The sequence below is a fragment of the Methylobacterium sp. AC433 genome (assembly GCF_979253015.1).
Map to the genome: position 1 here is coordinate 55,439 of NZ_CEEDBN010000016.1, position 25,873 is coordinate 81,311.

The following is a 25,873-nucleotide window of genomic DNA, read 5'->3' on the forward strand; positions in this document are numbered from 1 at the left end:
CATGCGCCGACGCGAGGTTCTGGCCCGGGGGCTGCTCGGCGCGGGCCTGCCCCTCCTCGCCGGGCTGCGGCCGGCGCACGCCGAGGTCCAGGAGGTCAGCATCGCCCGCCAGCCGAGCCTGGGGCACCTGCCGCTGATGATCATGGAGGAGCAGGGCCTGCTCCGGAAGCACGCCGCCGCAAAGGGCCTGCCGAACCTCGGCGCCCGCTTCGTCACCCTGGCGGGCGGGGCGGCCATGAACGACGCGCTCCTGTCCGGCTCGGTCCAGTTCGTGGCCGGCGGCGTGCCGCCCCTCGTCCTGCTCTGGTCGAAGACCGACGGGACCGGCGTGGCGGTGAAGGGGGTGGCGGCGATGAACGCCATGCCGCTCCTCATGAACACCAACGCGGACCGCATCCGGTCGCTCGGCGACTTCACCGACCGGGACAAGATCGCGCTGCCCGCCGTCAAGGTCTCGGTCCAGGCCATGGTCCTGCAGATGGCGGCCGAGAAGGAGCTCGGGGAAGCCCGTCGCAACGACCTCGACCGCCTGACCGTGACCCTGTCGCACCCGGACGGCATGGCCGCGCTCCTGGCGGCCCAGGAGGTGAGCGCGCATTTCACCGCCGCGCCGATCCAGGAACTGGAGCTGCGCAGGCCCGGCATCCGCACGATCCTCAACAGCTTCGACGTGCTCGGCGGGCCCGCGACCTTCAACGTGGTCTGGGCCTCCGCCGCCTTCGTGGAGGCCAATCCAGGCGTCCACGCCGCCTTCACGGCGGCCCTGGAGGAGGCCGTGGCCGCCATCGCGGCCGATCCGAAGGCGGCCGCGATGGCCTATGCCCGCCTCGCCCGCGACGGGTCGGATGTGGGCCTGATCGCGTCGATCCTCGCCTCGCCCCAGGTCGCCTTCACGACGACGCCCCAGGCGATCCTGCGCTACGTCGACTTCATGGCGCGCACGAGGGCGATCCGGCGCGGGGCCAAGGACTGGCGGGAGCTGTTCTTCGCCAACGTCCACGCCAAATCCGGCAGCTGATCCCGGGGGCCGGTGCCTCAGTGCAGCAGGCCGGGAAGCGCCAGGGCGGTCGTGGTCAGCCCGATGGCGGCCAGGAGCGCCAGGACGAGGGAGCGGAACCGGCGCTGGTCGATCCTGGCGAAGAGCGACAGCCCGACGAGCACGCTGACCAGTACGATGGGGAGCCCGAGGGCGAGGTCGCCCATCAGCTCCGGCGGGAAGGGATTGAACAGCGCCAGGATCGCCAGGGACCAGACCTGCAGCACCAGGGTGAAGCTCTGGTAGACCGCCCGCTGCATGCGCGGCTCCCAGCCGCGCACCAGGCTCCAGGCGGTGGGAAGCGCGCCCGACAGCCCCGCGATGCCTCCCAGGATGCCCCCGAGGAAACCGACGGCGCCGTCGCTCCAGGCATTGCCGAACGACACCCGGTAGTCGCTGCGCAGCAGCGACACCCCCGCGCTGTAGAGGATCAGGAACAGCCCGATCAGCACCTTCACCAGCTCGGGGTTGAGGTCCCTGAGGAGGTAGATCCCGATCGGCGCGCCGAGCAGGCCCGGGCCGATCATCGCCAGGGCCGTCGCCCGCGGCGGCAGGGTCCGCAGCCGCATCACCGACAGGGCCTGCGAGAGGATGCTGCAGCTGAGAACCAGCGCGGTCGCCTCGATGGGCGCCCGGACCGACAGCAGGGTGCCGGAGGCCACCAGGGCGAAGGCGAAGCCCGTCAGGCCGGAGATGAGGCCCGCGCAGGCGAGGCACAGGACGATCTGGAGGGTCTCGCTCACGTGCGTCTCGGTCTCCGGAGGATCGTCGGGGGCGTCCCCGCGCAGGCGGTTCGCGCCGTGGCCGGGATGCCGTGGATCCTTGTCTTATATAAGATTCATGACCTTTCAAGCGAGGGACGCCCCGGGCCAGGAAAACCACGCCAGTCCACCTTCGAAACTCGACATACGACGCGTCGGGGGCGCCGCGTCGGCCATCCATCGCGCAATCCTGGTTGACGCCGAAAATTATGATGTCTTATATAAGACTCAGTCGCCGCAAAGAGCCGACGGCTTCACCAAGGAGGATCCCGGAATGAGCAGCCACGCCGGATCGGGTGAGGGGCGGACGAAGCCGCACCTTCTCGCCCACAGCCCGCTGGACAACGTCGCCGTCGCCGTCATCGAAGGGCTCGGCGCCGACACCGACGCGTTCGGCGTCATCACCGAGAACGATTCGACCTTCGCGGTCCATGTCCGCCACGACATCCCGATCGGCCACAAGGTGGCGCTCGCCGACCTGAAGGCGGGCGATACCGCCATCAAGTACGGCCAGGACATCGGCAAGATCATCAAGGACGTCGCCAAGGGCGAACACGTCCACGTCCAGAACCTCAAGACGAAGCGCTGGTGAGGTCGCGATGCCCGGAGAGTCCATCATGAACGCCCCCGAGACCACCTCCCCCTTCGTCGGCGGAGCCCCCGACCAGTTCGCCTCCCGCGCCCTCGGCTCCGCCCGACCCTCGGCGGACATCAAGGCCGCCACCTTCATGGGCTGGCGCCGCGAGAACGGCCGCGTCGGCGTGCGCAACCACGTCGTCCTCCTGCCGCTGGACGACCTCTCGAACGCCTCCTGCGAGGCGGTCGCCAACACCGTGAAGGGCACGATGGCCCTGCCCCACGCCTACGGCCGCCTGCAGTTCGGCGAGGATCTCGAGCTCCACTTCCGCACCCTGATCGGCATCGGCTCGAATCCGAACGTCGCCGCCGTGGTGGTCATCGGCATCGAGGACCAGTGGACCAACCGGATCGTCGAGGGCATCGCCAAGACCGGCAAGCCCGTGGTCGGCTTCGGCATCGAGGGACACGGCGACATCGCCACCATCGCCAAGGCGAGCTACCAGGCCAAGCGCTTCGTGCAGTGGGCCACCGAGCTCCCCCGCGAGGAATGCCCGATCTCGGACCTCTGGATCTCGACGAAGTGCGGCGAGTCCGACACCACCACCGGCCTGTCCTCCTGCCCCACCGTGGGCAACCTCTACGACAAGCTGATCCCGCAGGGGATCTACGGCGTGTTCGGCGAGACCTCGGAGATCACCGGCGCCGAGCATCTCTGCCGCGAGCGCGCCGCGACGCCCGAGATCGGCGACAAGTGGTTCGCCATGTGGAAGTCCTACCAGGACGACGTCATCGAGGCCCACAAGACCGACGACCTCTCGGATTCCCAGCCGACCAAGGGCAACATCCTCGGCGGCCTGAGCACCATCGAGGAGAAGGCGCTCGGCAACCTCGAGAAGATCGGTCACGATTGCCGCTACATCGACGCGCTGCAGCCGGCCGAGTCCCCCGCCAGGGGGCCGGGCCTGTACTACATGGACACCTCCTCGGCGGCGGCCGAGTGCGTGACCCTGATGGCGGCGGCGGGCTACGTGGTCCACACCTTCCCCACCGGCCAGGGCAACGTCATCGGCAACCCGATCGTCCCGGTGATCAAGATCACCGGCAACCCGCGCACGGTGCGCACCATGGGCGAGCACATCGACGTCGACGTCTCGGGCGTGCTCACCCGCGAGATGACCATCCCGCAGGCCGGCGACGCCCTGATCGACATGGTGGTGCGGACCGCGAACGGACGGCTCACGGCCGCCGAATCCCTTGGCCACCGCGAGTTCGTGATGACGAAGCTGTACCGGAGCGCCTGAACGGGGCGCAGCCTCTCCCGCCGCGTTCCGGCCCGGAACGCGGCGTCCTGCCCCGACGCCATCGGGGTTTTCGCGAAGGCGGAATTTTCGCGAAGGGATGAAGACCGCACAGCGGCACATCCCGTTCGAAGCGCGCGTGGGAGGAACGCCAATGCGATCGGCGCCAATGCGGTTCTTGCGATCGATCTACGGTCAGGTCCTGATCGGCATCGCCCTCGGCATCGTGGTGGGCGTGCTGGCCCCCGGCTTCGCCGTCGGCCTGAAGATCCTCGGCGACATGTTCATCAACCTGATCAAGATGGTCGTCGGACCGGTGATCTTCTGCACGGTGGTGGTCGGCATCGCGCATGTGGGCGACATGAAGAGCGTCGGGCGCATGGGCCTGAAGACGCTCGTGTATTTCGAGGTCTCGACCACCGTGGCGCTCGGCGCCGGCCTCCTCTTCGTCAACCTCCTGCGGCCGGGCGACGGCATCAATGCCACCATCGAGAGCCTGGACGCCAAGAGCGTCGCGGCGATCGCCGGCAAGGCCCATGCCCAGAGCGTGATGGAGATCATCGCCAACATCATCCCGCACAGCGCCGTCGACGCCTTCGCCAAGGGCGACCTCCTGCAGGTGATGTTCTTCTCCGTGCTGGTGGGGATGGGGCTCGCCGCCATGGGGCCGAAGGGGCAGTTTCCCCTCAAGGTCATCCATGCCTTCGGCGAGATCCTGATGAAGGTCGTCGGCATCATCATGCGCTTCGCGCCCATCGGCGCCTTCGGCGCCATGGCCTTCACCATCGGCAAGTTCGGCCTCGGCATCCTGGCCCAGTACGGGCTGCTGATCCTGTCCCTCTACCTGACCTTCTTCGTGTTCATCGTGCTGTTTCTCGGCGGCGTGATGCGGTTCTACGTGGGCTTGAGCCTGTGGAAGCTGTTCCTCTACGTCCGCGAGGAGATGTTCATCCTGCTCGGCACGACCAGCACGGAATCGGTCCTGCCCCGCCTGATGGCCAAGCTCGGCGGCCTCTCCGTCGAGAAGGGCGTCACCGGCCTGGTGATGCCGGCGGGCCTGTCCTTCAACATGGACGGCTCGTGCATCTACCTCACCATGGCGATCGGCTTCATCGCCCAGGCGCTCAACATCCCGCTCACCTGGGAGCAGGAGCTCGGGATCCTCGCCATCGCGCTGGTGACCTCGAAGGGGGTCGCGGGGGTCGCGGGCGCCATCCTGTTCGTGCTCGCCGCCACCCTGCAGGCGTCGCAGCTCCTGCCCGTGGCCGGCATCGCCCTGATCATCGGCGTCGACCGCATCCTCAACGAGCTGCGCTGCATCACCAACGCCATCGGCAACATGGTGGCGACCCTGGTGATCGCCCGCTGGGAGGGCAAGATCGACCTCGCCCATGCCCGCGCCGTCCTCGACGGACGGATCCAGCCCGACCTCGACAGCCTCGACGAACCCGACGAGGCGTTCGAGGACGCGCCCGCTCCCCCCACCGCCCCGAGCCCGGCCCGCCGCCGGGCGATGCCCGCCGTGATCCCCGCCACCTGACGGGCCGCGTGCCTGAGAACCGGAGGCCCAGCGCCGTGACCGCATCAGACAGGACGACATCCCAGGCCCCGGCCTCTCCCGACCGAACCGGCCGTGCGCCGAAGGTCGTGATCGCCGAGTTCATGGACGAGGCCGCCATCGCGGCCGAGCTCGGCGGGTTCGCCACGCTCTACGACCCGGCCCTGGTCGACCGGCCGGAGGACCTGCGGGCGGCGCTCGCCGACGCGGACGCCCTCGTGGTCCGCAACCGCACCCAGGTGAACGCGGCGCTCCTGGCCGCCGCCCCCGACCTCAAGGCGGTCGGGCGCCTCGGCGTCGGCCTCGACAACATCGACCTCGCCGCCTGCCGCGCCCGCGGCATCGCCGTCTATCCCGCCACCGGCGCGAACGACGTCGCGGTGGCGGAGTACGTGATCGGCACCGCGATGCTGCTCCTGCGCGGCGCCTACGGCGCCACCGCCGCGGTGGCGGCCGGGACCTGGCCGCGCAACGCCCTGATGGGCCGGGAGATCTCGGGCAAGCGCCTCGGCCTCGTCGGCTTCGGTGCCATCGCCCGTGAGACCGCCCGCCGCGCCCTCGCCCTCGGGATGCGGGTCTCGGCCCACGACCCCTTCCTGCCGGCCGACGACCCGGCCTGGCGGCCCGAGGGGGCCACGGTCGCGCGCGCCGATCTCGACGCCCTCGTCGCCGGCAGCGACGTCCTGTCCCTGCATGTGCCGCTCACGCCCGAGACCCGCGGTATGATCGATGCGGGCGCGATCGCCCGGATGCCGGCCGGGGCGGTGCTGATCAACGCCGCGCGGGGCGAGGTGGTCGACGGCGCGGCCGTGGCGGCGGCTCTGCGCGCCGGGCATCTCGGCGGGGCCGCCCTCGACGTCTTCCCGCAGGAACCCCTCGATGCCGGCGCCGGCGCCCTCTTCCTCGACGTGCCCAACATCATCCTGACGCCGCACATCGCCGGGGTGACCCGGGAATCGAACGTGCGCGTGTCCCGCGTCACGGCGCAGGCCGTGCGTCGCCACCTCTCCGAGGGCTGACCATGACCACCCTGAGCCTCGCCGCCGCCCACGCCCTCGTCACCGACGCCCTGGTCCGCTGCGGAACGCGGGCGCCCGCCGCCCGCAGCGTCGCCCGCGCCCTCGTGGGCGCCGAGGCCGACGGGCTGAAGGGCCACGGGCTCTCGCGGGTGGCCTCCTATGCGGCCCAGGTCCGGGCCGGCAAGGTGGTGGGCGACGCCGTGGTCGCGGTCGCGCGGCCCCGGCCCGGCCTCCTCGCCGTCGACGCCGCCCACGGCTTCGCCTACCCGGCCCTCGACGCGGTGCTGGAGCAGCTTCCGGCCCTGGTCCGGGAGCAGGGCGTCGCGGCGGCCGGCATCCGGCGCTCGCACCATTGCGGCGCGGCCGGCCGGCCCGTCGAGGCCCTGGCCGAGGCCGGGCTCGTGGCGATCCTGCTGGCCAACACCCCCGCCGCCATGGCGCCCTGGGGCGGCTCGCGGGCGGTGTTCGGGACGAACCCCCTCGCCTTCGCCTGTCCCCTGCCCGGCCGCGCGCCCATCGTGGTCGACCTGTCCCTTTCGAAGGTGGCGCGCGGCCCGATCATGGCCGCCCGGCAGCGCGGCGAGGCCATCCCCGAGGGCTGGGCCCTCGACGCGGCCGGGCAGCCGACCACCGATCCGGCCGCGGCCCTCAAGGGCACCATGGTGCCGCTCGGCGACGCCAAGGGCACGGCGCTGGCCCTGATGGTGGAACTCCTCGCCGCCGGCCTGACCGGGGGCCGCTTCGCCGGCGAGGCGAGCTCGTTCCTCGACGCCGAGGGCGATCCGCCGGGCACCGGGCAGCTCGTCATCGCCCTCGCGGCGGATGCCTTCGGCCCCGGGGCGCTGGCCCGGTTCGCGGAGCTCGCCGGGTCCATCGAGACGCAGGACGGGGCCCGCCTGCCGGGCGCGCGCCGCCTCGCCCTCCGGGCCCGGGCCGAGGCCGAGGGGCTCGGCCTCCCGGACGCCCTCGTGGCCGAGATCGAGGCGCTCGGGCGATGAAGGCCGACCTCCCGGGCGGAACCCGCCCCCGGCCGCCGGCCCTGCGGATCGACCGATTGCCCGGAGCGGGCCTCGGCCTTAACGAAGGACGGGAGACCGTGCTGGGAAACCTCTCCTTTCCTCCTCCCACGCCCGGGGAGCAGCGGCGCACCGACATGGAACGCACAGGTGGGAATGCGGTGGGTTTCCGGCCGCTCTATCGGCAGGTCTACGACACGCTCCTGCGCCGCCTCGCCGATGCGGTCTGGCAGCCGGGCCAGATCCTGCCCAGCGAGGGCGTGCTGGCGGCCGAGCTCGGCGTCAGCCAGGGCACGGTCCGCAAGGCCCTCGACGCGCTGACCGCCGACAGCCTGCTGGTGCGCCGCCAGGGGCGCGGCACCTTCGTGGCCGAGCACGACGACAAGCAGAGCGTCTTCCGCTTCTTCAAGCTGCGCCCCGACGGGGCGGTGGCCGGCATCCCGACGAGCCGCGTCGTCTCGATCGCGGAGGCCGCGGCCACCCTCGACGAGCGCGACCGCCTCGCCCTCCTGCGCAACGCCCGGGTGGTGCGCCTGGAGCGGGTGCGCGCCCTCGACGGGCGGGTCTGCCTCGTGGAGACCATCGCCGTGCCGTCGAGCCTGTTCCCCGGCCTGGCGGCGATGGAACTCCCGAACACGCTCTACAGCCTCTACGCGACCCGGTTCGGCATCACGATCGCCACCGCGCACGAGCGCCTGAAGGCCATCGCGCTCGCCCCCGACCGGGCCACCCTGCTGGGGGTGCCGGCGGGCATCCCGGTCCTCGAGGTCGACCGCGTCGCCGTCGACCTCGAGGACCGGCCGGTGGAGTGGCGCCTGTCGACCTGCCTCACCGAGGACATCCACTACGCCTCCGTCCTGCGATGACCGCGCGGACGCCTTCAGCCGGACGGGGAGATGCCGGAATGACCGAGACCGATCGCCGAGCGCTCCTGAGGCAGGCCGGGGCCGGGCTGCTCGGCGCGGCCCTCGCGCCCTTCGCGACCTTCGCGGCCCGGGCCGGCGAGGCCGTCACCCTGCCGTTCGGCAACGGCGAGCGCCCCCTCGTGGCCTATCCGGGCAAGCGCCCGCTCCTGCAGATGACGGCGCGGCCGCCGCAGCTGGAGACACCCTTCGGGGTGTTCGACGAGGGGGTGATCACGCCGAACGACGCCTTCTTCGTCCGCTACCACCTCGCCGACATCCCGACCGCCATCGATCCCGAGAGCTTCCGCCTGACGGTGTCGGGGCATGTCGACGGGCCCGTCGCGCTGTCGCTGGCCGAGCTGAAGGCGATGCCGGGGGCCGAGATCGTCGCGGTCAACCAATGCTCGGGCAATTCGCGCGGCTTCGTCGCGCCCCGCGTCGCCGGCGGGCAGCTCGCCAACGGCGCCATGGGCAACGCCCGCTGGACCGGGGTGCCCCTGAAGGCCGTGCTCGACCTGGCGGGAGTGAGGGCCGGCGCCGTGCAGGTCGTCTTCGAGGGCCTCGACGGTCCGGTCCTCCCAGAGACCCCGGACTTCGCCAAGGCGCTCAGCATCGACCACGCCCGCGACGGCGAGGTGATGCTGGCCTGGGCCATGAACGGGGAGGACCTGCCTTGGCTCAACGGCTATCCCCTACGCCTCGTGGTGCCGGGCTTCTACGGCACCTACTGGGTCAAGCACCTCAACGCGATCACGGTGACGGACAAGCCCTATGAGGGCTTCTGGATGGCGTCGGCCTACCGCATCCCCGACAACGCCTGCGCCTGCGTCGAGCCCGGCCAGGCCCCCAAGGCCACCGTGCCGATCAACCGCTTCACCATCCGCTCCTTCGTCACCAACCTCGCGGACGGCGCCGCGATCCCGGCCGGGCGGACGGCTCTGCGCGGCATCGCCTTCGACGGCGGCTCGGGCATTCGCGCGGTGGCGGTCTCCACCGATGACGGGCGGACCTGGACCGAGGCGACCCTCGGTCCCGATCTCGGGCGCTATTCGTTCCGGCCCTGGACCCTGTCGGTCGACCTCCCCGCCGGTGCGCACGCGCTCCGGGTCCGGGCGACCGGCAACGACGGCGCGACCCAGCCGATGGAGCCGCGCTGGAATCCGCCGGGCTACATGCGCAACGTGGTCGAGACCGTCCGGGTGCAGGCGGCATGAGGATGGGCAAGAGGAGAGACCGGATGACCTTTCGCCCCCTCGCGGCGGCGCTGGCCGCCACCAGCCTCATGGCCGGATCCTTGGCCGGACCCTGGGCCGCCCTACCCGCCGCCGCCGCGCCCCGGAGCTACGAGCTGCCGGAGCCGACCGCGCAGCTGCGCCCGGCCTCCGGCCACGAGGCCGGCCTCGCGGCGGCCGAGGCCAACTGCCAGAGCTGCCACTCGGCCGACTACATCGCGATGCAGCCGCCGGGGAAGGGGGCGGCCTTCTGGACCAGCGAGGTGACGAAGATGCGCAAGGTCTATCACGCGCCGGTCAGCGAGGCCGACGGCAAGGCCATCGCCGACTACCTCGCGGCGGCGTACTAGACGACGGAATTGCCCGACGGCGGGATCGTCCTACAGGATGGCGGTGATGAAGGCGGCAACCTGCGCATGAGCGTTCGCGACCATCTGCGCCACCGGCTCGTCTGCCAGGTAAACGCGGCTCGCCGTCAGGACGGCGGCGACCAGCCAGAAGCCGATCACGGCGACGTTGCGGGCCCGGCGGTCGCCCGCGCTGGCCGTACCCTGGCAGGCGATCTCGACGGGTTCGCCGAAAGGATCGTAGGCCATCGCCGCGTTGTCGGACCGGTTGCTCATAGGGGTGAATGTCGCGCTTCGACCCTGCCCGATCAATGGATGGGTTTTGCGAAGATTTTCACCAGGGGAGAGCATTGTTCTCGTGGCAGAGCCCGGGGCGGAATTTCCTTCCGATTGCCTTCCGGAAAGGCAGCATGAGCAGCAAGAGCGTGACGACGGCCCCCGCCGGAGCGGGCAGGCCCGGGGCGACCAGCGGCCGGATCGGCTCGCTCCTGCCCGGCCTCCTCGTCTGCCTCGCCGTTACGGCGGCGGCCCTGGCCGTGCAGGCCCTGGAGGAGCGCGCCACGGGCCATCCCTACGTCGAGGCCCTGGTCATCGCGATCCTGCTGGGGATCGCCCTGCGCACCCTGTGGAGCCCGGGCGAGCGCTACCGGGCCGGGATCGCGTTCTCGGCCAAGCAGGTGCTCGAGCTCGCCGTCACCCTGCTCGGCGCCTCGATCAGCCTCGGGGCCATCGTGGCCTCCGGCACGAGCCTCCTCGTCGGCATCGTCGCCACGGTGGTGCTGGCGATCGTGGCCAGCTACGCCATCTGCCGGGTCCTCGGCCTGCCGCCCCGCATGGCGATCCTGGTGGCCTGCGGCAACGCCATCTGCGGCAACTCCGCCATCGCCGCGGTGGCGCCGGTGATCGGGGCCGACAGCAAGGACGTGGTGGCCGCCATCGCCTTCACGGCGGTGCTCGGCGTACTGATGGTCTTGGGCCTACCCCTGTTCATCCCCCTGGTCGGCCTGTCCGAGCACCAGTACGGCACGCTGGCGGGCCTCACCGTCTACGCGGTGCCGCAGGTGCTCGCCGCCACGGTGCCGGTCGGCATCCTGGCGACCCAGGTCGGCACCTTGGTCAAGCTCGTGCGCGTCCTGATGCTCGGGCCCGTGGTGGTGGCCTTCTCGTTCATCGCGCCGCACCTGCCGGCGGAAGGCGCCTCGGCCACGGGCCGGCCCGGCCGGCTCGGCTTCTTCAAGATCGTGCCCTGGTTCATCCTGGGCTTCCTGGCGCTCGCGACCCTGCGCTCGCTCGGGCTCGTCCCGGACGCGGCCTCCCAACCGGTGACGCGCCTCGCAGGCCTCCTCACCGTGGTGTCGATGGCGGCGCTGGGCCTCGGCGTCGACGTGCGGGTGCTGGCGCGGGTCGGCGGCCGGGTCACCCTGGCGGTGACCGGCTCCCTCGTCGTCCTGCTGGTCGTCAGCCTGTCCCTGATCTGGGTCCTGAGAATCGCCTGAGCGCCCACCGAGGGCGGACGAGCCCGGCACCCGCCCCGGCGGGCGAAGGGCAGTCTCGGGCGAAGGGCAGTCTCAGGCGAAGGGCAGTCTCAGGCGAAGTGCAGTCTCAGGCGAAGTGCTTGGAGAGCTTCAGCCCCTGGGCCTGGTAGTTCGAGCCGGCGCCTGCTCCGTACAGGGTGGCGGGACGCTCGGCCATGCGCTCGTAGACGAGGCGGCCGACGATCTGGCCGTCCTCGAGCAGGAACGGCACGTCGCGCGAGCGCACCTCGAGGACGGCGCGGGCCCCCGCACCGCCGGCGGCGGCGAAGCCGAAGCCCGGATCGAAGAAGCCCGCGTAGTGGACCCGGAACTCGCCCACCAGGGGGTCGAAGGGCACCATCTCGGCGGCGAAGTCGGGCGGCACCTGCACCGCCTCCTTCGAGGCCAGGATGTAGAACTGGCCGGGATCGAGGATCAGCGCCCGCGACGGGTCGGCGTGCAGCGGCTCCCAGAAATCCGCCGCCCGGTGGGCGCCGGGCGCGTCGACGTCGACGAGGCCGGTATGGCGCCGGGCGCGGTAGCCGATGAGGCCGGAGAAGCCCGCGAGGTCGATGGAGACCCCGATGCCGCCCTGGAAGGTCGGGTTCGGGGCGTCGACCAGGGGCGCGGCCGCGTGCAGGGCCGCGAGTTCGGTATCGGTGAGGCGGGGCTCGCCGCGCCGGAAGCGGATCTGCGACAGGCGGGAGCCGGTCCGGACCTTCACCGGGAAGGTGCGGGGCGAGATCTCGGCATAGAGCGGCCCGTGATAGCCGGCCTCGACCTGGTCGAAGGCGGCCCCCCGGTCGGTGATGACGCGGGTGAAGACGTCGATGCGCCCGGTCGAGCTCTTCGGATTGGCGCTGGCGGCGAGGTCGCCCGGCAGGGCGAGGTGCTCCTGCAGCTCGGCGATGTAGACGCAGCCGGTCTCGAGCACGGCCCCGTTCCGCAGGTCCATCTCGTGCAGCGCGAAGGCCTCGATGCAGGCGGAGACCGTGCGGGTGCCGGGCAGGAAGCTGGTGCGCACGCGGAACACCCGGGCGCCGAGGCGCAGGTCGAGGCTCGCGGGCTGGATCTGGTCCGGCGCGTAGGGCGTGTCCGGCCGGATCGCGCCCGCGCGCGTCAGGGCCTCGATCCCGCCCGCGGCCAGAATCCCGTGCCGGCGGCCCGCCGCCTCATCCTGCATCGCGTCCGGCATCCGTTCGCACCACCCGCTCGTCCATCGGGCACCACCCCGGCGCGGCCGGGGCGGGAACGCCGCATACTGCACGGATGCGGCCGGATCGCCTAAGGTCCGGTTAAGCCTCCGCGTCCGGGTCGATCCGCAGGACGATCCAGGCCAGGACGAGGCGCGCGATGGCGCCCATGGCGATCAGCCCCGCAAGGGCGCTGGCCAGGATCGGGAAACCGGCGGGCCAGAGCGCCAGGGCGACCGCGAACAGGACCGCGCCGAGGCCGGCGGCCGGTCCGAAGGCCAGCACCAGGGAGGGCAGGCCGGCGATCCGGGGCGGGCCTGCCCCGCGACGGGACAGCCAGGCCCCCGCCGCCTGGGCCAGGCCGTCGAGGACCAGCGCCACGGCGAGCGCCAGGGCGGCCCAGCCGTTGCGCTCGGGCGCGGCCCAGGCGAAGGCGCCGGTCAGCCCCGCGAGGGCGAGGCTGCCGAGGAGCGCCCGGCTGGCCGATGGGACGCGCGGGCGCGAAACGGTCTCCTCGACCACGGGACACGGACCTCGATCTTGCGCGGGCGCCCCCGCATTCGCCGCGATTGACGCGGTTTTGCGAGGGCCGTACCACGACGCCCTGTGCTTGTCGCGAACGCAGCGCGCTCGGGGTTCAGGTCCGGCCAGGGAGGCATGACGGGGATGTACAAGGCTCAGACGCGCGGAATCAGCGTGACCGTGATGCCACGCTTCGTCGAGGAAGAATCGTCGCCGGCCGAGAGCCGCTACTTCTTCGCCTACACGGTCGAGATCGTGAACAACGGTCCCGAGCAGGTGCAGCTGCGCTCCCGCCACTGGCGCATCGTCGACGGGCGCGGCGAGACGCAGGAGGTCCGCGGCGCCGGCGTCGTCGGCAAGCAGCCGGTGCTCGAGCCGGGCGAATCGTTCAGCTACACGAGCGGATGCCCCCTCACCACGCCGGATGGCCTGATGGCCGGCAGCTACACCATGGCGACCCATGGCGGCGAGAGCTTCGAGGCGGAGATCCCGGCCTTCTCCCTCGATTCGCCCCACGTCCGCCGCAGCGTGCACTAGGATCATGTCGTCCGAAGGCCCGCGCCCGGAGACCCTCGACTGGCTGGCGCGGCTCGTGGCCTTCGACACCGAGAGCTCGAAATCGAATCTCGCGCTCGTCGACAGCGTGGCGGCCTCCCTCGGCGATCTCGGCGTGCCCTTCGTCCGGGTGCCCAACGCGACCGGCGACAAGGCGGCCCTGTTCGCGACCATCGGACCGATGGTCGACGGCGGCATCGTGCTCTCGGGCCATACCGACGTGGTGCCGGTGACGGGGCAGGCCTGGAGCACCGACCCCTTCACCCTGCGGGTGGCGGACGGGCGCGCCTACGGGCGCGGCGCCGTCGACATGAAGGGCTTCTGCGCCCTGGCGCTCGCGGCGATCCCGCGTTTCCGCGCCGCCGACCTCAAGCGCCCGATCCACATCCTCCTGTCCTACGACGAGGAGACCACCTGCCTGGGCGTGACCGACACCATCGCGCGCTTCGGGGCCGACCTGCCGCGCCCGGCCGCGGTGATCGTCGGCGAGCCCACCGACCTGGAGGTGGCCGACGCGCACAAGAGCATCGTCACCTACCTCACCACGGTGCACGGGCACGAGGCGCACTCGGCCAAGCCGATGCTCGGCGCCAACGCCGTGATGGCGGCGGCCGACCTCGTCGCGGAGCTGAACCGGATCGCCGACGCGATGATCGCCCGGGGCGACGCCTCGGGGCGCTTCGACCCGCCCGCCACTACCGTGCATGTCGGCACCATCGCGGGCGGCACGGCCCGCAACATCCTGCCCAAGGTCTGCACCTTCCACTGGGAGTTCCGCGGCCTGCCCGACCTCGACATGGGCGAGATCCCGGCCCTGTTCGAGGCCAAGGTGCGCACCGTGCTGCGCGACCGGCTCAACCGCTACGGCGATTACGGGCGGATCGAGACGCTGGAGGAGGTCTCGGTGCCGGGCCTCGCGCCCGAGCCCGGCTCGGCGGCCGAGCGGCTGGCGCTCCGGGTGGCGGAGCGCAACCACACGATCTCGGTGCCCTACGCCACCGAGGCCGGGCGCTTCCAGGTCGCCGGCATCCCCACCGTGGTCTGCGGCCCCGGCTCCATCGATCAGGCCCACCAGCCGGACGAGTACATCACCCTGGCGGCGCTGCGCGCCGGAGAGGCCTTCATGGACCGGCTCATCGCCGAATGCGTGGCGCCATGAGGGACGTCGGATCATGACGACCTTCACGCCCCGCACCATCGCGGCGGACGGGCCGGTGAAGCTGCGCCCGTTGGAGCGCGAGGACCTGATGTTCGTGCATCAGCTCAACAACAACGACAGCATCATGCGCTACTGGTTCGAGGAGGCCTACGAGTCCTTCGCCGAACTGGCGCAGCTCTACGAGCGCAACATCCACAACCAGACCGAGCGGCGCTTCATCATCGCCAATTCCGAGGGCGCGCCCGCCGGTCTCGTCGAGCTCGTGGAGATCAACCACCTGCACCGGCGCTGCGAATTCCAGATCGCGATCCACCCGGCCTTCCAGGGCCAGGGCTACGCCCCGCGCGCCACGCGCATCGCCATGGACTACGCCTTCAGCGTCCTCAACATCCACAAGCTCTACCTGCACGTGGACAAGGACAATGCCCGCGCGGTTCGGATCTACGAGCGCTGCGGCTTCGAGCCCGAGGGCATCCTGAAGGACGAGTTCTTCGTCAACGGCAAGTACCGCGACGCGGTGCGGATGTGCCTGTTCCAGCCGGCCTACCTCGCCCGCCGGGGCGGCGGCGACATCTCCGATCCGGTCCTGAAGGCCTGAAGCCCGGCAGCGCGTCCGGACAGGGCGCGGCGCCGGACCTCCGCGAGGAGGCCGGCGCCGCGTTCAGGTCTTCCGTTCGAGTCTGGCGATCAGTTGCGGCCCGCGCCGCCCTGCCCGCCCGTGCGCTCGCCGGCACCGCCCGTGCCGCCGCCGCTCATGCCGCCGCCCTTGCCGCCCTGCGCGCCGGCATTCATGCCGCGCTCGGTGCCGCCGGTCCGGCTGCCGGTGTTCATCGTGCCGCGCTCGGCGCCGCCGGACCGGTCGGCCGCGTTGCGGATGCCCGAGCCCTCGGTCCCGCGGCCGCGGTTCGTGTCGCGTTCGGCCGAGGCGCCGTCGCGGCCGCCCTGCTGGCGGGTATCGGCGTTGCGGATGCCGTCGCGCGACGTCCCCTGGTTCGAGCGGACGTTTCGCGTGGTCTCCTGCCGGGTGTCACGCCGCTCGTCGGTCCGGGACGAGACCGCCTTCCCGCGGAAGCCGCGCTCCTCGAAGCGGGCGCCGACGGTGCCGCCCCGCCGCTCGGTCACCGTCAGGCGGCGGTACTCGGGCGAGCCGTAGACCACGCGCTGGCCGCGCACGACCACGTAGCGGGTGCCGGGGCGGCGGGTGGTCGTCTCCTCAATGCTGACGAGGCGACGGTACTGGGGCGAGCCGTAGAGGACGCGCTGACCCCGGATGGTCACGTAGCGCCGACGCGAGCGCTCGACCACGCGGTCGCCGCCGCGGTGCTCGATGGTGACGAGGCGACGGTATTCCGGCGAGCCGTAGACCACGCGCTGGCCGCCAATGAAGACGAAGCGGCCGGAGCGGCGCCCGCCCTCGAAGCGCTCGCTGCGGGATTCGCTGCGGGTGTTGACCGAGACGCGGTCGCGCTGCTCGCGGCCGCCGACCCGGTCCTCGCGGGACGAGGTCCGGGTGGCCCGGTCGCCGCGCGCGCCGTCGCGGTCGCCCCGGTCGGCGCTGCGGGACTGCGAATCCCTGCCCTGAGAGTCCCGGCTCTGAGACTCCCGGCCCTGGCCATCCCGGGCCGCCGTGTCGCCGCGGCCGCCGGTCTCCATGCGGCCGCCCTCGCGGCGTCCGCCGGCCTCGGCCCGGCCGCCCATCTCGCCGCGGGCCCCGGCATTGTCCGAGGCCCGTCCGCCCGAACTCCCCTCGGTGCCGCCCTGGCTGCGCGCGGCCGAACCGCCGCGGCCCCCGGCCTCGCTGCCGCCGGCCTGGCCCGCACCCTGGGCGTAGGCCGAGGTCGTCATCAGCAGTGCAGTCAAGCCAACGACGAGATTCTTGCCAACCACGAATTTCTTCATCGACGTTCCTCCTGAGCTCTTGTCGAGCACTCTTGAGAAACCTCAAACGTCGAAACCTCAGAAACGGTTCAAATACAAACCTCAGCTGCAGGGACGAGCATTTGCAGCGTCTTGTACTCTAAAACGGTCAAGCTTGACGATGCTGCCGCGACACCTGCCACGGCAGTATCGTCATCAGTCGCCCGACTGGGCCGCGACTTCGGCTTCCACCGCCGCCGGATCGAGGTCGTAGCGCCGCGAGCAGAACTCGCAGGTGATGCCGATGCGACCGTCATCGGCGATCATGTCCCGGCGCTCCTGGGGCGAGAACGAGGTGATCATGCCCATCACGCGCTCGGGCGAGCAGCGGCACTGCTCGCGCACGCCCTGCGCCTCGAACACCCGCACGCCGCGCTCGTGGAACAGGCGGTAGAGCAGGCGCTCGGCCGAGACCTCCGGGTCGACGAGCTCGTGGTCCTCGATGGTGGAGACGAGGCTGCGCGCCTCGACCCAGGCATCGTCCTCGGGCACGCCGTTCGCGTCGAGGTGCAGGTGACCCTCGGGGATGTCGCCTGGGGGCAGGTCGGCCAGCCGGGCCCGGTCGATGGATTGCGGCAGGAACTGCACCAGCAGGCCGCCGGCCCGGTAGGTCCGGGCACCGCCGGCATATTGCTCGGCCACCGCGAGGCGGACCTGGGTCGGGATCTGCTCGGACTGGCGGAAGTACTGGTGCGCCGCCTCCTCGAGGCTCTGGCCCTCCAGGGCGACGACGCCCTGGTAGCGGCTGCTGGTCGGGCCCTGGTCGATGGTCATGGCGAGGTGTCCCTGCCCGATCAGGTCCTGGTCCCGAAGCGGCCCGGCGCCGAGGGCCTCCACCCGCGCCGTGTCGAAGCGCGCGGTGGCGCGCAGGCGGTCGGGCGCCTCGAAGTCGACGACGATCATCTCCACGGGTCCGTCGGTCTTGGTCTGGAGCTGGAAGCGGCCCTCGAACTTCAGGCACGAACCGAGGAGCACGGTGAGGGCCGCGGCCTCCCCGAGGAGGCGCGCCACCGCGTCGGGATAGCCGTGGCGGCGCAGGATGGTGTCGACGGCGGGGCCGAGACGGACCACGCGGCCGCGCACGTCGAGAGCCTCGACGGCGAAGGGCAGCACCACGTCGTCGTCGCCCTCGATGAGGAGCGGGGCGACGTGTCCGGCGGTCGTTCCAGCAGGTATTCCAGAAGTCATGGCGGCTCCGATCGGGCTCGACGAACGCGAGGGCTGGGCCACGGACCGCGCGACCCTCCGGGGGCAGGGCCATGGTCAGGGTCACGGGATCGCCGAGCGATGTCGGCGGCGCACCGGTCGGAACGGCCGCGCTCGTCGCGCGGCCGCGCCCAACCCTCGGCAAGGATGGACCCTATATAGGCATCCCGCCGCGGCGGCGCGACGGGGCCGGGCCGCGGCGCGTGCGAAGGCCGTCCGCGGCCCTCAGAGCCCGTGGGCGTGCAGGCACCAGGCGAGGATGCCCTTCTGGGCATGCAGGCGGTTCTCGGCCTCGTCGAAGATCACCGATTGCGGCCCGTCGATCACCTCGGCGGTGACCTCCTCGCCGCGGTGGGCCGGCAGGCAGTGCATGAAGATCGCGTCCTTGGCCGCGGCCGCCATCAGGCGGGCATCGACCCGGTAGGGCACGAGCAGGTTGTGCCGGTGCTGGTCGTCCTCGTCGCCCATGGAGACCCAGCAATCGGTGACCACCGCGTCCGCCCCGTCCACCGCCACGTAGGCGTCGGTGGTGACGTTGACGGAGGCGCCCTGCGCCTTCGCCCAGTCGAGGAGCGGCTGGGGCGTCGACAATTCCGGCGGAGCCGCGATGTTGAGGGTGAAGTCGAAGCGCGCCGCGGCGTGCACCCAGGAGGCGAGCACGTTGTTGGCGTCCCCCGACCAGGCCACGGTGCGGCCCCGGATCGGCCCGCGATGCTCCTCGAAGGTCAGGAGGTCGGCCATGATCTGGCAGGGATGCGAGACCTTGGTCAGCGCGTTGATCACCGGCACGGTGGCGTATTCCGCCAACTCCAGCATCAGGCCGTGGTCGAGGATGCGGATCATGATCGCGTCGACGTAGCGCGACAGCACCCGGGCGGTGTCGCCCACGGTCTCGCCCCGGCCGAGCTGCATCTCGCTGCCGGTCAGCATCAGGGTCTCGCCGCCGAGCTCGCGCATGCCGACGTCGAAGGACACGCGGGTGCGGGTCGAGGGCCGGTCGAACACCATCGCCAGGGTCTTGCCGATGAGGGGGCGGTCCTCGGCCAGCTCGCCCTTGCGGCGGCGCGCCTTGATGCGGGCGGCGGCGTCCAGCACCGTGCGCAGCTGCTCGGCGGAGAAATCCTTGAGGTCGAGGAAGTGGCGGGTTCCGTCGCCGGTCCCGTTCAGTGTCGTGGTCATCGGTCCGTTCTTCGTGTGCGTGGTCCCGGTTCGGGCGGTTCCGGTCGAGGCTGGCCCGGTCCGGGCAGATCCGGCGTCGCGGCCGGGCGTGGGGGACGGGCGTCCGGCTACTCGGCCGCGCCGCGCAGGCGCGTTCCGAGCCGGCCGGCCGCCGTGTCGAGGCGGGTGACCGCCTCCGCCACGTCGGCCTCCGTGATGATCAGCGGCGGCAGCAGGCGCACCACGTTGTCGCCCGCCGGGATCACCAGCAGGTGGGCATCGCGGGCGGCGGCGGCGAACTCGGTGTTCAGCACGTGGAGCTTGAGGCCGAGCATCAGGCCCTCGCCGCGGATGTCGGCGATGACGCCGGGGTGCCGGTCCTGCAGGGCGGCGAGGCGCTGCTTCAGGATGATGCCCATGCGCTGGACGTGGTCGAGGAAACCCTCGGCCAGCACCACGTCGAGGACGGCGTTGCCCACCGCCATGGCCAGCGGGTTGCCGCCGAAGGTGGTGCCGTGGCTGCCCGCGGTCATGCCGCGCGCGGCCTCCGCCGTGGCGAGGCAGACGCCGAGGGGGAAGCCGCCGCCGATGCCCTTGGCCGCGCTCATGATGTCGGGGGCCGCCCCCGCCCACTCGTGCGCGAACAGCTTGCCCGTGCGCCCGACCCCGGTCTGGACCTCGTCCATGATGAGCAGGATGCCGTGCGCGTCGCAGAGCTCGCGCAGGCCGCGCAGGCATTGCGGCGGCACCGGGCGCACGCCGCCCTCCCCCTGGATCGGCTCGACCAGGATCGCGGCCGTCTCCGGGCCGATGGCGGCCCGCAGGGCCTCGTGGTCGCCGAAGGGCACCTGGTCGAACCCGTCCACCTTCGGGCCGAAGCCCTCGATGTACTTCTGCTGGCCGCCGGCCGCGATGGTGGCCAGGGTCCGGCCGTGGAAGGCGCCCTCGATCGTGACGATCCGGAAGCGCTCCGGGTGGCCGTCGGCGGCGTGGTACTTGCGCGCCATCTTGATGGCGGCCTCGTTGGCCTCGGCGCCCGAGTTGGCGAAGAAGGCCACGTCCGCGAAGGTCGCGTCCACGAGGCGCCGGCCCAGCCGCTCGCCCTCCGGGATCTCGAACAGGTTCGAGGTGTGCCAGAGCTTCTGCGCCTGCGCGGTCAGGGCCTGGACGAGGTGCGGGTGGGCGTGGCCCAGCGCGTTCACCGCGATGCCGGCGCCGAAGTCGAGGTATCGCTCGCCGCCGCGCGCCTCGAGCCATGCGCCCTCGCCGCGCTCGAAGGCGATGGGGGCCCGGGCATAGGTCGGCAGAAGGGCGGATGTCACGATCCCGTCTTCCCGTGTCTCTCGCGGGCACGCGAGAGACGCGACCGCACCAAATGAAAGTGCCGCCTCGGATGGGGCGGCACGCGCGCGATTACTAGAGAAATGCCCAATTCTGTCAACGACAGACCGGGTTCACATCCCCGACATGCCTGCCAATTAGGCTGTTGCGCGCGCGATGCGCGGCCCGCCTTGCGCCCTGTGCCCGGAAGTGCTCAGAGCCGCGTCACGCCGGCCGGACGACCCGCGGCCGCCCAGCAGAGGAACGACGCAGCATGAGCACCGTCACGGAACGTCTCGAGGCCCTCGGCCTGACCCTGCCCAAGGCGGCGGCCCCGGTCGCGAACTACGTCCCCTTCGTGCGCAGCGGCAACCTCGTGGTGATCTCCGGGCAGATCTGCTTCGGCGCCGACGGCCGAATCGCCGCCGCCCACACGGGCAAGCTCGGGGCCGAGGTCTCGGTCGAGGACGGCGTCGCCGCCGCCCGGCTCTGCGCCCTCAACGTGCTGGCCCAGGTTCAGGCGGCGGTGGGCGACCTCGAGCGCGGCGTCGTGCAGTGCATCCGCCTCGGCGGCTTCATCAACGCGGTCCCGACCTTCGCGGGGCTCGCCGGCATCATGAACGGCGCTTCCGACCTGATGGTCGAGGTCCTGGGCGACCGCGGCCGCCACGCCCGCGCCACCGTCGGGGTCGCCGAGCTGCCCCTCGACGCGGCCGTCGAGGTCGAGGCGATGTTCGAGGTCAAATGAGCCCGAACGCCCCCGACTGGCTCACCGCCCGCCCCATCGCCCATCGCGGCCTGCACGACCGGGCGGGCGGCCTGCCCGAGAACACGGCCGCCGCCGCGGAGGCGGCGATCCGGGGCGGCTACGCCATCGAGTGCGACGTGCAGCTCAGCGCCGACGGCGAGGCAATGGTGTTCCACGACGAGACCCTCGGCCGCCTGACCACGGCCGGGGACGCGGTCGGCGCGTGGTCGGCCGCCGCCCTCGCCGAGCTGGCGGTGGCGGGGAGCGCCGAGCGCATCCCGACCCTGCCGGATTTCCTGGCCCGGATCGGCGGGCGCACGCCCCTCGTGATCGAGGTGAAGTCGCGCTACACCGGCGACCTGCGGCTCGCCGAGCGCGTCGCCGCCCTCGCGGCCGCCTATGACGGGCCGGTGGCGCTGAAATCCTTCGATCCCCACATCGTCGCGGCCCTGCGGACGCTGGCGCCCGGGCTCCCGCGCGGCATCGTCGCCGAGACGCGCCAGGACGACCCGGTCTACGCGACGCTGCCCCCGAGCCTGCAGCGCGCCCTCCCCGACCTGCTGCACTTCGACGAGACCCGGCCGGACTTCCTGTCCTGGCGGGTGGACGACCTGCCCTGCGCGGCCACTCTCCTGTGCCGGCTCCTCGGGCAACGTCCCGTGATGACCTGGACCGTGCGCGACCCGGACCAGCGCCGCCACGCCGAAGCCCATGCCGACCAGATGGTGTTCGAGGGATTCCGCCCCTGAGGCCTGCGACGGCGCGGGGCCCGCGCCGCCCTTGGCCCGCCGGGTCCCGGGGACTAGATTGCCGGGCGATGAACAGTCCCGGCGAAACACCTCTTCCCGGCGCAACTCCCGCCGGCGAAGCACCCGGCGCTCCGGCCGAGTCCGAAACCGTTCTGCAGGTGCGCGCGGTACCGGGTCTCGCCGGGATCCCGGCGGAGCAGTGGGATGCCTGTGCCACCTCGGCCGAGTCCCGCGCGGGGGGCGACGAGACCCACAACCCCTTCACCTCGCACGCCTTCCTGTCCGCCCTGGAGGATTCGGGCTGCGTCTCGCGCAAGACCGGCTGGCTGCCCCTGCACGTGGCGGTGGAGCGGGAGGGCCGCCTCGTCGGCGTGGCGCCCTGCTACCTGAAGTCCCACAGCCAGGGCGAATACGTCTTCGACCATGGCTGGGCCGATGCCTACGAGCGGGCGGGGGGCAGCTACTACCCGAAGCTCCAGGTCAGCGTGCCCTTCACCCCCGTCACCGGCCCGCGCTTCCTGATCGCGCCGGGACAGGATGTGAACGAGGCGGCCTCCGCGATCGTCGCCGGCCTGCGCGCCCTGCGCGCCGAGACCCGTGCCTCCTCGATCCACGTCACCTTCATGCAGGAGCGCGAGTGGGCCCAGGCCGGGGCTTTGGGCTTCCTCCAGCGCGTCGACCAGCAGTTCCACTGGGACAATGCCGGCTACGCGACCTTCGAGGACTTCCTCGGGGCGCTGGCCTCCCGCAAGCGCAAGGCGATCCGGCGCGAGCGCCGCGACGCCCTGGCGCCCGGCATCACCATCGAGCACGTCACCGGCGCCGACCTGACCCCCGCCCACTGGGACGCATTCTACGCGTTCTACGCCGATACCGGCGCGCGCAAGTGGGGCCGGCCATACCTGAATCGCAGGTTCTTCGGGCTCATCGGCGAGCGCATGCCCGAGCGGGTGCTGCTGGTGATGGCCCGCCGCGAGGGCCGCTACGTCGCCGGTGCCATCAACCTCATCGGGGACGTGGCCCTCTACGGCCGCAACTGGGGCTGCGTCGAGGACCACCCGTTCCTGCATTTCGAGGTCTGCTACTACCAGGCCATCGACTTCGCCATCGCCCGCGGGTTGAAGCGCGTCGAGGCGGGTGCGCAGGGCGAGCACAAGCTCGCCCGGGGCTACCGCCCGGTCCTCATGCACTCGGCCCACGACATCGCCGACCCGGCCCTGCGCCGGGCGGTGGCCGATTACCTGGCGCGCGAGCGCGAACACGTGCTGGAGGCCGCCGAAGTCCTCGACACGCTGACGCCGTTCCGGCGAGAATCGCCGTCGGAATCATCCGACGAACCGGCATCCGACTTGCCTGGGGCCGCGCCGGAGGCGAACCCTTCCGGGTGAGGACGACCCTCCGACCCCGCACCGCCCGCCACCGGGCGCGAGAGCCCAAGGACGATCCGTGAGCCCCATCGACCGCATCAAGACCTTCGCCGACGATCTCGTGGCGATCCGCCGCGACTTCCACGCCCATCCCGAGCTCGGCTTCGAGGAAATCCGCACCTCCGGCATCGTCGCCGCGGAGCTGGCGCGCTACGGCATCGCCGTCCATCGCGGCATCGGCGGCACCGGGGTGGTGGGCGTGCTCGAGGGCCGCACCGGCTCCGGCCGGCGCATCGGCCTGCGCGCCGACATGGACGCCCTGCCGATCGAGGAGGAGACGAACCTGCCCTACCGCTCGACGGTGCCGGGCAAGATGCACGCCTGCGGCCATGACGGCCACACCACGATGCTGCTGGGGGCGGCACGCTACCTCGCCGAGACCCGGGACTTCGACGGCACCGCCCTGTTCGTGTTCCAGCCGGCCGAGGAGGGCCAGGGCGGCGCCCGCGCGATGATCGCCGACGGCCTGTTCGAGAAATTCCCCTGCGACGAGATCTACGCGATCCACAACCAGCCCAACGGTCCGCACGGCAAGATCAAGCTGCGTCCCGGACCGGCCATGGCGGCGGCGGACTTCTTCGACATCCGCATCACCGGGCGCGGCGCCCACGCGGCCCAGCCGCAGCAGGGCATCGACCCGATCGTGGTGGGCTCCACCCTGGTCCAGGCGCTCCAGTCGATCGTCTCGCGCAACGCCGACCCGCTCAAGAGCGCGGTCCTCTCGGTGACGCAGTTCCACGCCGGTGCGGCCTACAACGTCATCCCGGAAGGCGCCCACATCACCGGCACGGTGCGGACCTTCGACGCGGACCTGCGCACCCTGGTCACCACCCGCATCCGCGAGATCGCCGCGGGCCTCGCCACCGCCTACGGGGCGACGATCGACGTCGACATCCGCGACGTGTTCTCGGTGCTGATGAACAGTCCGGAGCACGCGGCGGCGGCGGCCGACATCGCCCGCGAACTGTTCGGCCCCGAGGGCGTCGACGACCAGTCGAAGCCGCGCATGGGCAGCGAGGATTTCGCCGACATGGTCGCGCGGGTACCCGGCGCCTATGCGTGGATCGGCTCGACGCCCGGTCCCGGCCTGCACAATGCGAGCTTCGACTTCGACGACAGCATCATTCCCCTCGGCTCGGCCTTCCTCGCCCGCCTCGTGGAGCGGCGCACCGCCGCCTGATGCGGAAGGGCCCGCCGACGCGAGGGGCCGGCCACCTCACCCCCGCGGTTCCAGATGGAAGCGCGGGGCGTGGTCGGGCTGGGTCGTGACCACCGCGGAGGGCAGGACCGGGCGGTCCCCGCTTAGGCCGAGACGGAAGCGCCGGACGAGCCGGGAAAGGGCCTGCGTCACCTCCAGGAGGGCGAATTGCGCGCCGATGCAGATCCGCGGGCCGGCGCCGAACGGCAGGTAGGCGAAGCGCGGCACCGGCGCGGCGCCGGGCAGGAACCGGCCCGGGTCGAAGGCGTCCGGATCGCGCCAGAGCCGCCGATGCCGATGGAGCACCCAGGGCGCTACGATGACGAGGTCGCCGGCCGCGACCGCGTGCCCGCCGACCGTGTCCGGACCGCCGGCCCGGCGGGTGATCATGAAGGCGGGCGGGTACAGCCGCAGAACCTCGTCGAGGACGGCCCGCGTCAGGGTCAGGGGGGCCGCCTCCCCGGCGACCCGCGCCTGGAGCCCCGGCGCCAGCGTCAGGAGATAGGCGGCCCAGAACAGCGCCACCGCCGTGGTCTCGTGGCCGGCGAGGATCATCGTCGCCACCTGGTCGCGCAGCTCGACCGGGCTCAGGCCCTGCCCCGTCTCCGGGTCGCGCACCGCCATCAGGAGATCCAGGAGATCCCGCGCGGGTCCGTCGTCGCGGGGCTGGGCCGTCCGCGCGGCGATGATCGCGTCGAGCACGGGGAACCAGTGGCGGCGGAAGCGGGCGCGCAGCAGGTCGTGCGGGCTCGGCCAGGGCAGCGGCAGCAGGAAGTCGAGGAGGTACGGCCGGCCGAGCCGCGCGTTGTAGCGGGTCAGCAGGTGGCGCAGGCGCGCCGCGTGCGGGCGCAGGTCGACCGAGAACATCGTCCGGCCGGCGATCTCGATGGCGAGGTGCTGCAGGGCCGTGAACAGGTCGACCGGGCCGCGAGCGGCCTGGCCCGCGAGGTCGTCCAGGGCCTCGTCCACGGCGGCGTGGATGTTCGGCAGGAGGGCCTCCACGGCCCGCGGCGTGAAGGCGGGCGCCAGGATCCGACGCTGCCGGCGCCAGGCCGGGCCCTCGCTGAGGAACAGGCCGTCGCCGACGAGGGGGCGCAGGATGCGGGTCAGCGTCCGGGTGCGCAGGTAGTTCTCGTGGTTGTCGACGAGCACGTGCCGGATCGCGTCAGGGTCGTTGACCACGAAGCGGGTGCGGCCGAGGAACGGCCGGTGCGAGATCGGCTCGTCATAGGTCCGGCGCGGCCAGATCCCGATCGCGTTGGTGCTGAGCGCCCTGAGCGACGGCAGGAAGCCGAGATCCGTCTCAGGCGGTTCCGGTCTGGCCGGCACCACCCGGTCCGGATCCGGAGCGGCGAGACGGCTCATGGACACCTGCGGATGCAAGGGGCGGAGCGCGCGAATACTGAATTCGACACCGGTCGAGGGTCGGATTCAAGTGGCATCATAGAGCGACGAC

The 25,873-nt window shown here is 72.0% G+C and carries 26 protein-coding genes; 17 read left to right on the plus strand and 9 right to left on the minus strand.

What is annotated here, in order from left to right:
• Nucleotide 1 precedes the first annotated feature (1 nt).
• Nucleotides 2-1,018, plus strand: coding sequence for an ABC transporter substrate-binding protein (locus AC0IWM_RS19390; RefSeq protein WP_471757649.1), 1,017 nt, complete (start codon nucleotides 2-4; stop codon nucleotides 1,016-1,018).
• A 17-nt stretch (nucleotides 1,019-1,035) separates the two neighbouring features.
• On the opposite strand, the gene AC0IWM_RS19395 is transcribed toward AC0IWM_RS19390, so the two are convergent.
• Nucleotides 1,036-1,779 (minus strand): sulfite exporter TauE/SafE family protein, encoded by a 744-nt coding sequence (locus AC0IWM_RS19395; RefSeq protein WP_471757651.1) that lies wholly within the window; start codon nucleotides 1,777-1,779, stop codon nucleotides 1,036-1,038.
• Nucleotides 1,780-2,071: 292 nt separating this feature from the next.
• Here AC0IWM_RS19395 and AC0IWM_RS19400 point away from each other — a divergent pair, with 292 nt between their 5' ends.
• The 8 genes from AC0IWM_RS19400 to sorB all read left to right on the plus strand — a co-directional run bounded on the left by AC0IWM_RS19400 (nucleotide 2,072) and on the right by sorB (nucleotide 9,754).
• A complete protein-coding gene (locus tag AC0IWM_RS19400) occupies nucleotides 2,072-2,389 on the plus strand; it encodes a UxaA family hydrolase (RefSeq protein ID WP_056468338.1) in 318 nt (105 codons plus the stop codon).
• Nucleotides 2,390-2,414: 25 nt separating this feature from the next.
• The gene (locus tag AC0IWM_RS19405; RefSeq protein ID WP_471757653.1) at nucleotides 2,415-3,677 is read left to right on the plus strand and encodes a UxaA family hydrolase; all 1,263 of its coding nucleotides are present in this window, start codon (nucleotides 2,415-2,417) and stop codon (nucleotides 3,675-3,677) included.
• A gap of 166 nt (nucleotides 3,678-3,843) precedes the next feature.
• Nucleotides 3,844-5,214: a cation:dicarboxylate symporter family transporter gene (locus tag AC0IWM_RS19410; protein ID WP_471757654.1), complete on the plus strand. Its 1,371-nt coding sequence runs from the start codon at nucleotides 3,844-3,846 to the stop codon at nucleotides 5,212-5,214.
• A 122-nt stretch (nucleotides 5,215-5,336) separates the two neighbouring features.
• Entirely contained in the window at nucleotides 5,337-6,251 is a 915-nt protein-coding gene (locus AC0IWM_RS19415; protein ID WP_471757759.1) for an NAD(P)-dependent oxidoreductase, read from the plus strand.
• Between the two features lie 2 nt (nucleotides 6,252-6,253).
• Nucleotides 6,254-7,249: an Ldh family oxidoreductase gene (locus tag AC0IWM_RS19420; RefSeq protein WP_471757656.1), complete on the plus strand. Its 996-nt coding sequence runs from the start codon at nucleotides 6,254-6,256 to the stop codon at nucleotides 7,247-7,249.
• Nucleotides 7,250-7,404: 155 nt separating this feature from the next.
• Entirely contained in the window at nucleotides 7,405-8,133 is a 729-nt protein-coding gene (locus AC0IWM_RS19425; protein ID WP_471757658.1) for a GntR family transcriptional regulator, read from the plus strand.
• A 38-nt stretch (nucleotides 8,134-8,171) separates the two neighbouring features.
• A complete protein-coding gene (sorA, locus tag AC0IWM_RS19430) occupies nucleotides 8,172-9,386 on the plus strand; it encodes a SorA family sulfite dehydrogenase catalytic subunit (protein WP_471757660.1) in 1,215 nt (404 codons plus the stop codon).
• 68 nt (nucleotides 9,387-9,454) lie between these two features.
• Nucleotides 9,455-9,754 carry a SorB family sulfite dehydrogenase c-type cytochrome subunit gene (gene sorB, locus AC0IWM_RS19435; protein WP_471757761.1) on the plus strand — a complete coding sequence of 100 codons (300 nt, stop codon included), beginning with the start codon at nucleotides 9,455-9,457 and terminating at the stop codon, nucleotides 9,752-9,754.
• Nucleotides 9,755-9,784: 30 nt separating this feature from the next.
• Here sorB and AC0IWM_RS19440 read toward each other — a convergent pair whose 3' ends face one another.
• The gene (locus tag AC0IWM_RS19440) at nucleotides 9,785-10,027 is read right to left on the minus strand and encodes a hypothetical protein (RefSeq protein ID WP_471757662.1); all 243 of its coding nucleotides are present in this window, start codon (nucleotides 10,025-10,027) and stop codon (nucleotides 9,785-9,787) included.
• Nucleotides 10,028-10,161: 134 nt separating this feature from the next.
• Between AC0IWM_RS19440 and AC0IWM_RS19445 the strand changes: the two genes are divergently transcribed.
• Nucleotides 10,162-11,247, plus strand: coding sequence for a YeiH family protein (locus AC0IWM_RS19445; RefSeq protein WP_471757664.1), 1,086 nt, complete (start codon nucleotides 10,162-10,164; stop codon nucleotides 11,245-11,247).
• Nucleotides 11,248-11,353: 106 nt separating this feature from the next.
• On the opposite strand, the gene AC0IWM_RS19450 is transcribed toward AC0IWM_RS19445, so the two are convergent.
• Together AC0IWM_RS19450 and AC0IWM_RS19455 are read right to left on the minus strand one after the other, a co-directional pair.
• A complete protein-coding gene (locus AC0IWM_RS19450) occupies nucleotides 11,354-12,448 on the minus strand; it encodes a 2'-deoxycytidine 5'-triphosphate deaminase (protein WP_471757666.1) in 1,095 nt (364 codons plus the stop codon).
• A gap of 112 nt (nucleotides 12,449-12,560) precedes the next feature.
• A complete protein-coding gene (locus AC0IWM_RS19455; protein ID WP_471757668.1) occupies nucleotides 12,561-12,980 on the minus strand; it encodes a hypothetical protein in 420 nt (139 codons plus the stop codon).
• Nucleotides 12,981-13,124: 144 nt separating this feature from the next.
• Here AC0IWM_RS19455 and apaG point away from each other — a divergent pair, with 144 nt between their 5' ends.
• Genes apaG through speG form a run of 3 tightly spaced genes read left to right on the plus strand, consistent with a single transcriptional unit; the run spans nucleotide 13,125 to nucleotide 15,292 of the window.
• Nucleotides 13,125-13,517 carry a Co2+/Mg2+ efflux protein ApaG gene (gene apaG / locus AC0IWM_RS19460; RefSeq protein ID WP_055950877.1) on the plus strand — a complete coding sequence of 131 codons (393 nt, stop codon included), beginning with the start codon at nucleotides 13,125-13,127 and terminating at the stop codon, nucleotides 13,515-13,517.
• Nucleotides 13,518-13,521: 4 nt separating this feature from the next.
• Entirely contained in the window at nucleotides 13,522-14,694 is a 1,173-nt protein-coding gene (gene argE / locus AC0IWM_RS19465) for an acetylornithine deacetylase (RefSeq protein WP_471757670.1), read from the plus strand.
• Between the two features lie 13 nt (nucleotides 14,695-14,707).
• Complete coding sequence (speG, locus tag AC0IWM_RS19470) at nucleotides 14,708-15,292, plus strand: spermidine N1-acetyltransferase (RefSeq protein WP_471757672.1); 585 nt, start codon at nucleotides 14,708-14,710, stop codon at nucleotides 15,290-15,292.
• Nucleotides 15,293-15,381: 89 nt separating this feature from the next.
• Here the strand turns inward: speG and AC0IWM_RS19475 are convergent, their stop codons facing one another.
• From AC0IWM_RS19475 to AC0IWM_RS19490, 4 genes are all read right to left on the minus strand, one after another.
• Nucleotides 15,382-16,593, minus strand: coding sequence for a hypothetical protein (locus AC0IWM_RS19475; protein ID WP_471757674.1), 1,212 nt, complete (start codon nucleotides 16,591-16,593; stop codon nucleotides 15,382-15,384).
• Between the two features lie 174 nt (nucleotides 16,594-16,767).
• The gene (locus tag AC0IWM_RS19480; RefSeq protein ID WP_471757676.1) at nucleotides 16,768-17,799 is read right to left on the minus strand and encodes an Hsp33 family molecular chaperone; all 1,032 of its coding nucleotides are present in this window, start codon (nucleotides 17,797-17,799) and stop codon (nucleotides 16,768-16,770) included.
• Between the two features lie 243 nt (nucleotides 17,800-18,042).
• Entirely contained in the window at nucleotides 18,043-18,996 is a 954-nt protein-coding gene (argF, locus tag AC0IWM_RS19485) for an ornithine carbamoyltransferase (RefSeq protein WP_471757678.1), read from the minus strand.
• Nucleotides 18,997-19,103: 107 nt separating this feature from the next.
• A complete protein-coding gene (locus AC0IWM_RS19490; RefSeq protein ID WP_471757680.1) occupies nucleotides 19,104-20,297 on the minus strand; it encodes an acetylornithine transaminase in 1,194 nt (397 codons plus the stop codon).
• 272 nt (nucleotides 20,298-20,569) lie between these two features.
• Between AC0IWM_RS19490 and AC0IWM_RS19495 the strand changes: the two genes are divergently transcribed.
• From AC0IWM_RS19495 to AC0IWM_RS19510, 4 genes are all read left to right on the plus strand, one after another.
• Nucleotides 20,570-21,043: a RidA family protein gene (locus tag AC0IWM_RS19495; RefSeq protein WP_471757682.1), complete on the plus strand. Its 474-nt coding sequence runs from the start codon at nucleotides 20,570-20,572 to the stop codon at nucleotides 21,041-21,043.
• A complete protein-coding gene (locus AC0IWM_RS19500; RefSeq protein ID WP_471757684.1) occupies nucleotides 21,040-21,792 on the plus strand; it encodes a glycerophosphodiester phosphodiesterase family protein in 753 nt (250 codons plus the stop codon). Before AC0IWM_RS19495 ends, AC0IWM_RS19500 begins: the two co-directional genes overlap by 4 nt.
• 68 nt (nucleotides 21,793-21,860) lie before the next feature.
• Nucleotides 21,861-23,180: a GNAT family N-acetyltransferase gene (locus tag AC0IWM_RS19505; protein ID WP_471757686.1), complete on the plus strand. Its 1,320-nt coding sequence runs from the start codon at nucleotides 21,861-21,863 to the stop codon at nucleotides 23,178-23,180.
• 58 nt (nucleotides 23,181-23,238) lie between these two features.
• The gene (locus AC0IWM_RS19510) at nucleotides 23,239-24,399 is read left to right on the plus strand and encodes a M20 aminoacylase family protein (protein ID WP_471757688.1); all 1,161 of its coding nucleotides are present in this window, start codon (nucleotides 23,239-23,241) and stop codon (nucleotides 24,397-24,399) included.
• Between the two features lie 36 nt (nucleotides 24,400-24,435).
• On the opposite strand, the gene AC0IWM_RS19515 is transcribed toward AC0IWM_RS19510, so the two are convergent.
• A complete protein-coding gene (locus tag AC0IWM_RS19515; protein ID WP_471757690.1) occupies nucleotides 24,436-25,782 on the minus strand; it encodes a cytochrome P450 in 1,347 nt (448 codons plus the stop codon).
• Nucleotides 25,783-25,873 lie beyond the last annotated feature (91 nt).

Excerpts from the sequence above, each read along its gene's own strand:
- AC0IWM_RS19390 (WP_471757649.1), top strand. The coding sequence starts at position 2 with ATGCGCCGACGCGAGGTTCTGGCCCGGGGGCTGCTCGGCGCGGGCCTG.
- AC0IWM_RS19400 (WP_056468338.1), top strand. The coding sequence starts at position 2,072 with ATGAGCAGCCACGCCGGATCGGGTGAGGGGCGGACGAAGCCGCACCTT.
- AC0IWM_RS19405 (WP_471757653.1), top strand. The coding sequence starts at position 2,415 with ATGAACGCCCCCGAGACCACCTCCCCCTTCGTCGGCGGAGCCCCCGAC.
- AC0IWM_RS19410 (WP_471757654.1), top strand. The coding sequence starts at position 3,844 with ATGCGGTTCTTGCGATCGATCTACGGTCAGGTCCTGATCGGCATCGCC.
- AC0IWM_RS19415 (WP_471757759.1), top strand. The coding sequence starts at position 5,337 with ATGGACGAGGCCGCCATCGCGGCCGAGCTCGGCGGGTTCGCCACGCTC.
- AC0IWM_RS19420 (WP_471757656.1), top strand. The coding sequence starts at position 6,254 with ATGACCACCCTGAGCCTCGCCGCCGCCCACGCCCTCGTCACCGACGCC.
- AC0IWM_RS19425 (WP_471757658.1), top strand. The coding sequence starts at position 7,405 with ATGGAACGCACAGGTGGGAATGCGGTGGGTTTCCGGCCGCTCTATCGG.
- sorA (WP_471757660.1), top strand. The coding sequence starts at position 8,172 with ATGACCGAGACCGATCGCCGAGCGCTCCTGAGGCAGGCCGGGGCCGGG.
- sorB (WP_471757761.1), top strand. The coding sequence starts at position 9,455 with ATGGCCGGATCCTTGGCCGGACCCTGGGCCGCCCTACCCGCCGCCGCC.
- AC0IWM_RS19440 (WP_471757662.1), bottom strand. The coding sequence starts at position 10,027 with ATGAGCAACCGGTCCGACAACGCGGCGATGGCCTACGATCCTTTCGGC.
- AC0IWM_RS19445 (WP_471757664.1), top strand. The coding sequence starts at position 10,162 with ATGAGCAGCAAGAGCGTGACGACGGCCCCCGCCGGAGCGGGCAGGCCC.
- AC0IWM_RS19450 (WP_471757666.1), bottom strand. The coding sequence starts at position 12,448 with ATGCAGGATGAGGCGGCGGGCCGCCGGCACGGGATTCTGGCCGCGGGC.
- apaG (WP_055950877.1), top strand. The coding sequence starts at position 13,125 with ATGTACAAGGCTCAGACGCGCGGAATCAGCGTGACCGTGATGCCACGC.
- argE (WP_471757670.1), top strand. The coding sequence starts at position 13,522 with ATGTCGTCCGAAGGCCCGCGCCCGGAGACCCTCGACTGGCTGGCGCGG.
- speG (WP_471757672.1), top strand. The coding sequence starts at position 14,708 with ATGACGACCTTCACGCCCCGCACCATCGCGGCGGACGGGCCGGTGAAG.
- AC0IWM_RS19475 (WP_471757674.1), bottom strand. The coding sequence starts at position 16,593 with ATGAAGAAATTCGTGGTTGGCAAGAATCTCGTCGTTGGCTTGACTGCA.
- AC0IWM_RS19480 (WP_471757676.1), bottom strand. The coding sequence starts at position 17,799 with ATGACTTCTGGAATACCTGCTGGAACGACCGCCGGACACGTCGCCCCG.
- argF (WP_471757678.1), bottom strand. The coding sequence starts at position 18,996 with ATGACCACGACACTGAACGGGACCGGCGACGGAACCCGCCACTTCCTC.
- AC0IWM_RS19495 (WP_471757682.1), top strand. The coding sequence starts at position 20,570 with ATGAGCACCGTCACGGAACGTCTCGAGGCCCTCGGCCTGACCCTGCCC.
- AC0IWM_RS19500 (WP_471757684.1), top strand. The coding sequence starts at position 21,040 with ATGAGCCCGAACGCCCCCGACTGGCTCACCGCCCGCCCCATCGCCCAT.
- AC0IWM_RS19505 (WP_471757686.1), top strand. The coding sequence starts at position 21,861 with ATGAACAGTCCCGGCGAAACACCTCTTCCCGGCGCAACTCCCGCCGGC.
- AC0IWM_RS19515 (WP_471757690.1), bottom strand. The coding sequence starts at position 25,782 with ATGAGCCGTCTCGCCGCTCCGGATCCGGACCGGGTGGTGCCGGCCAGA.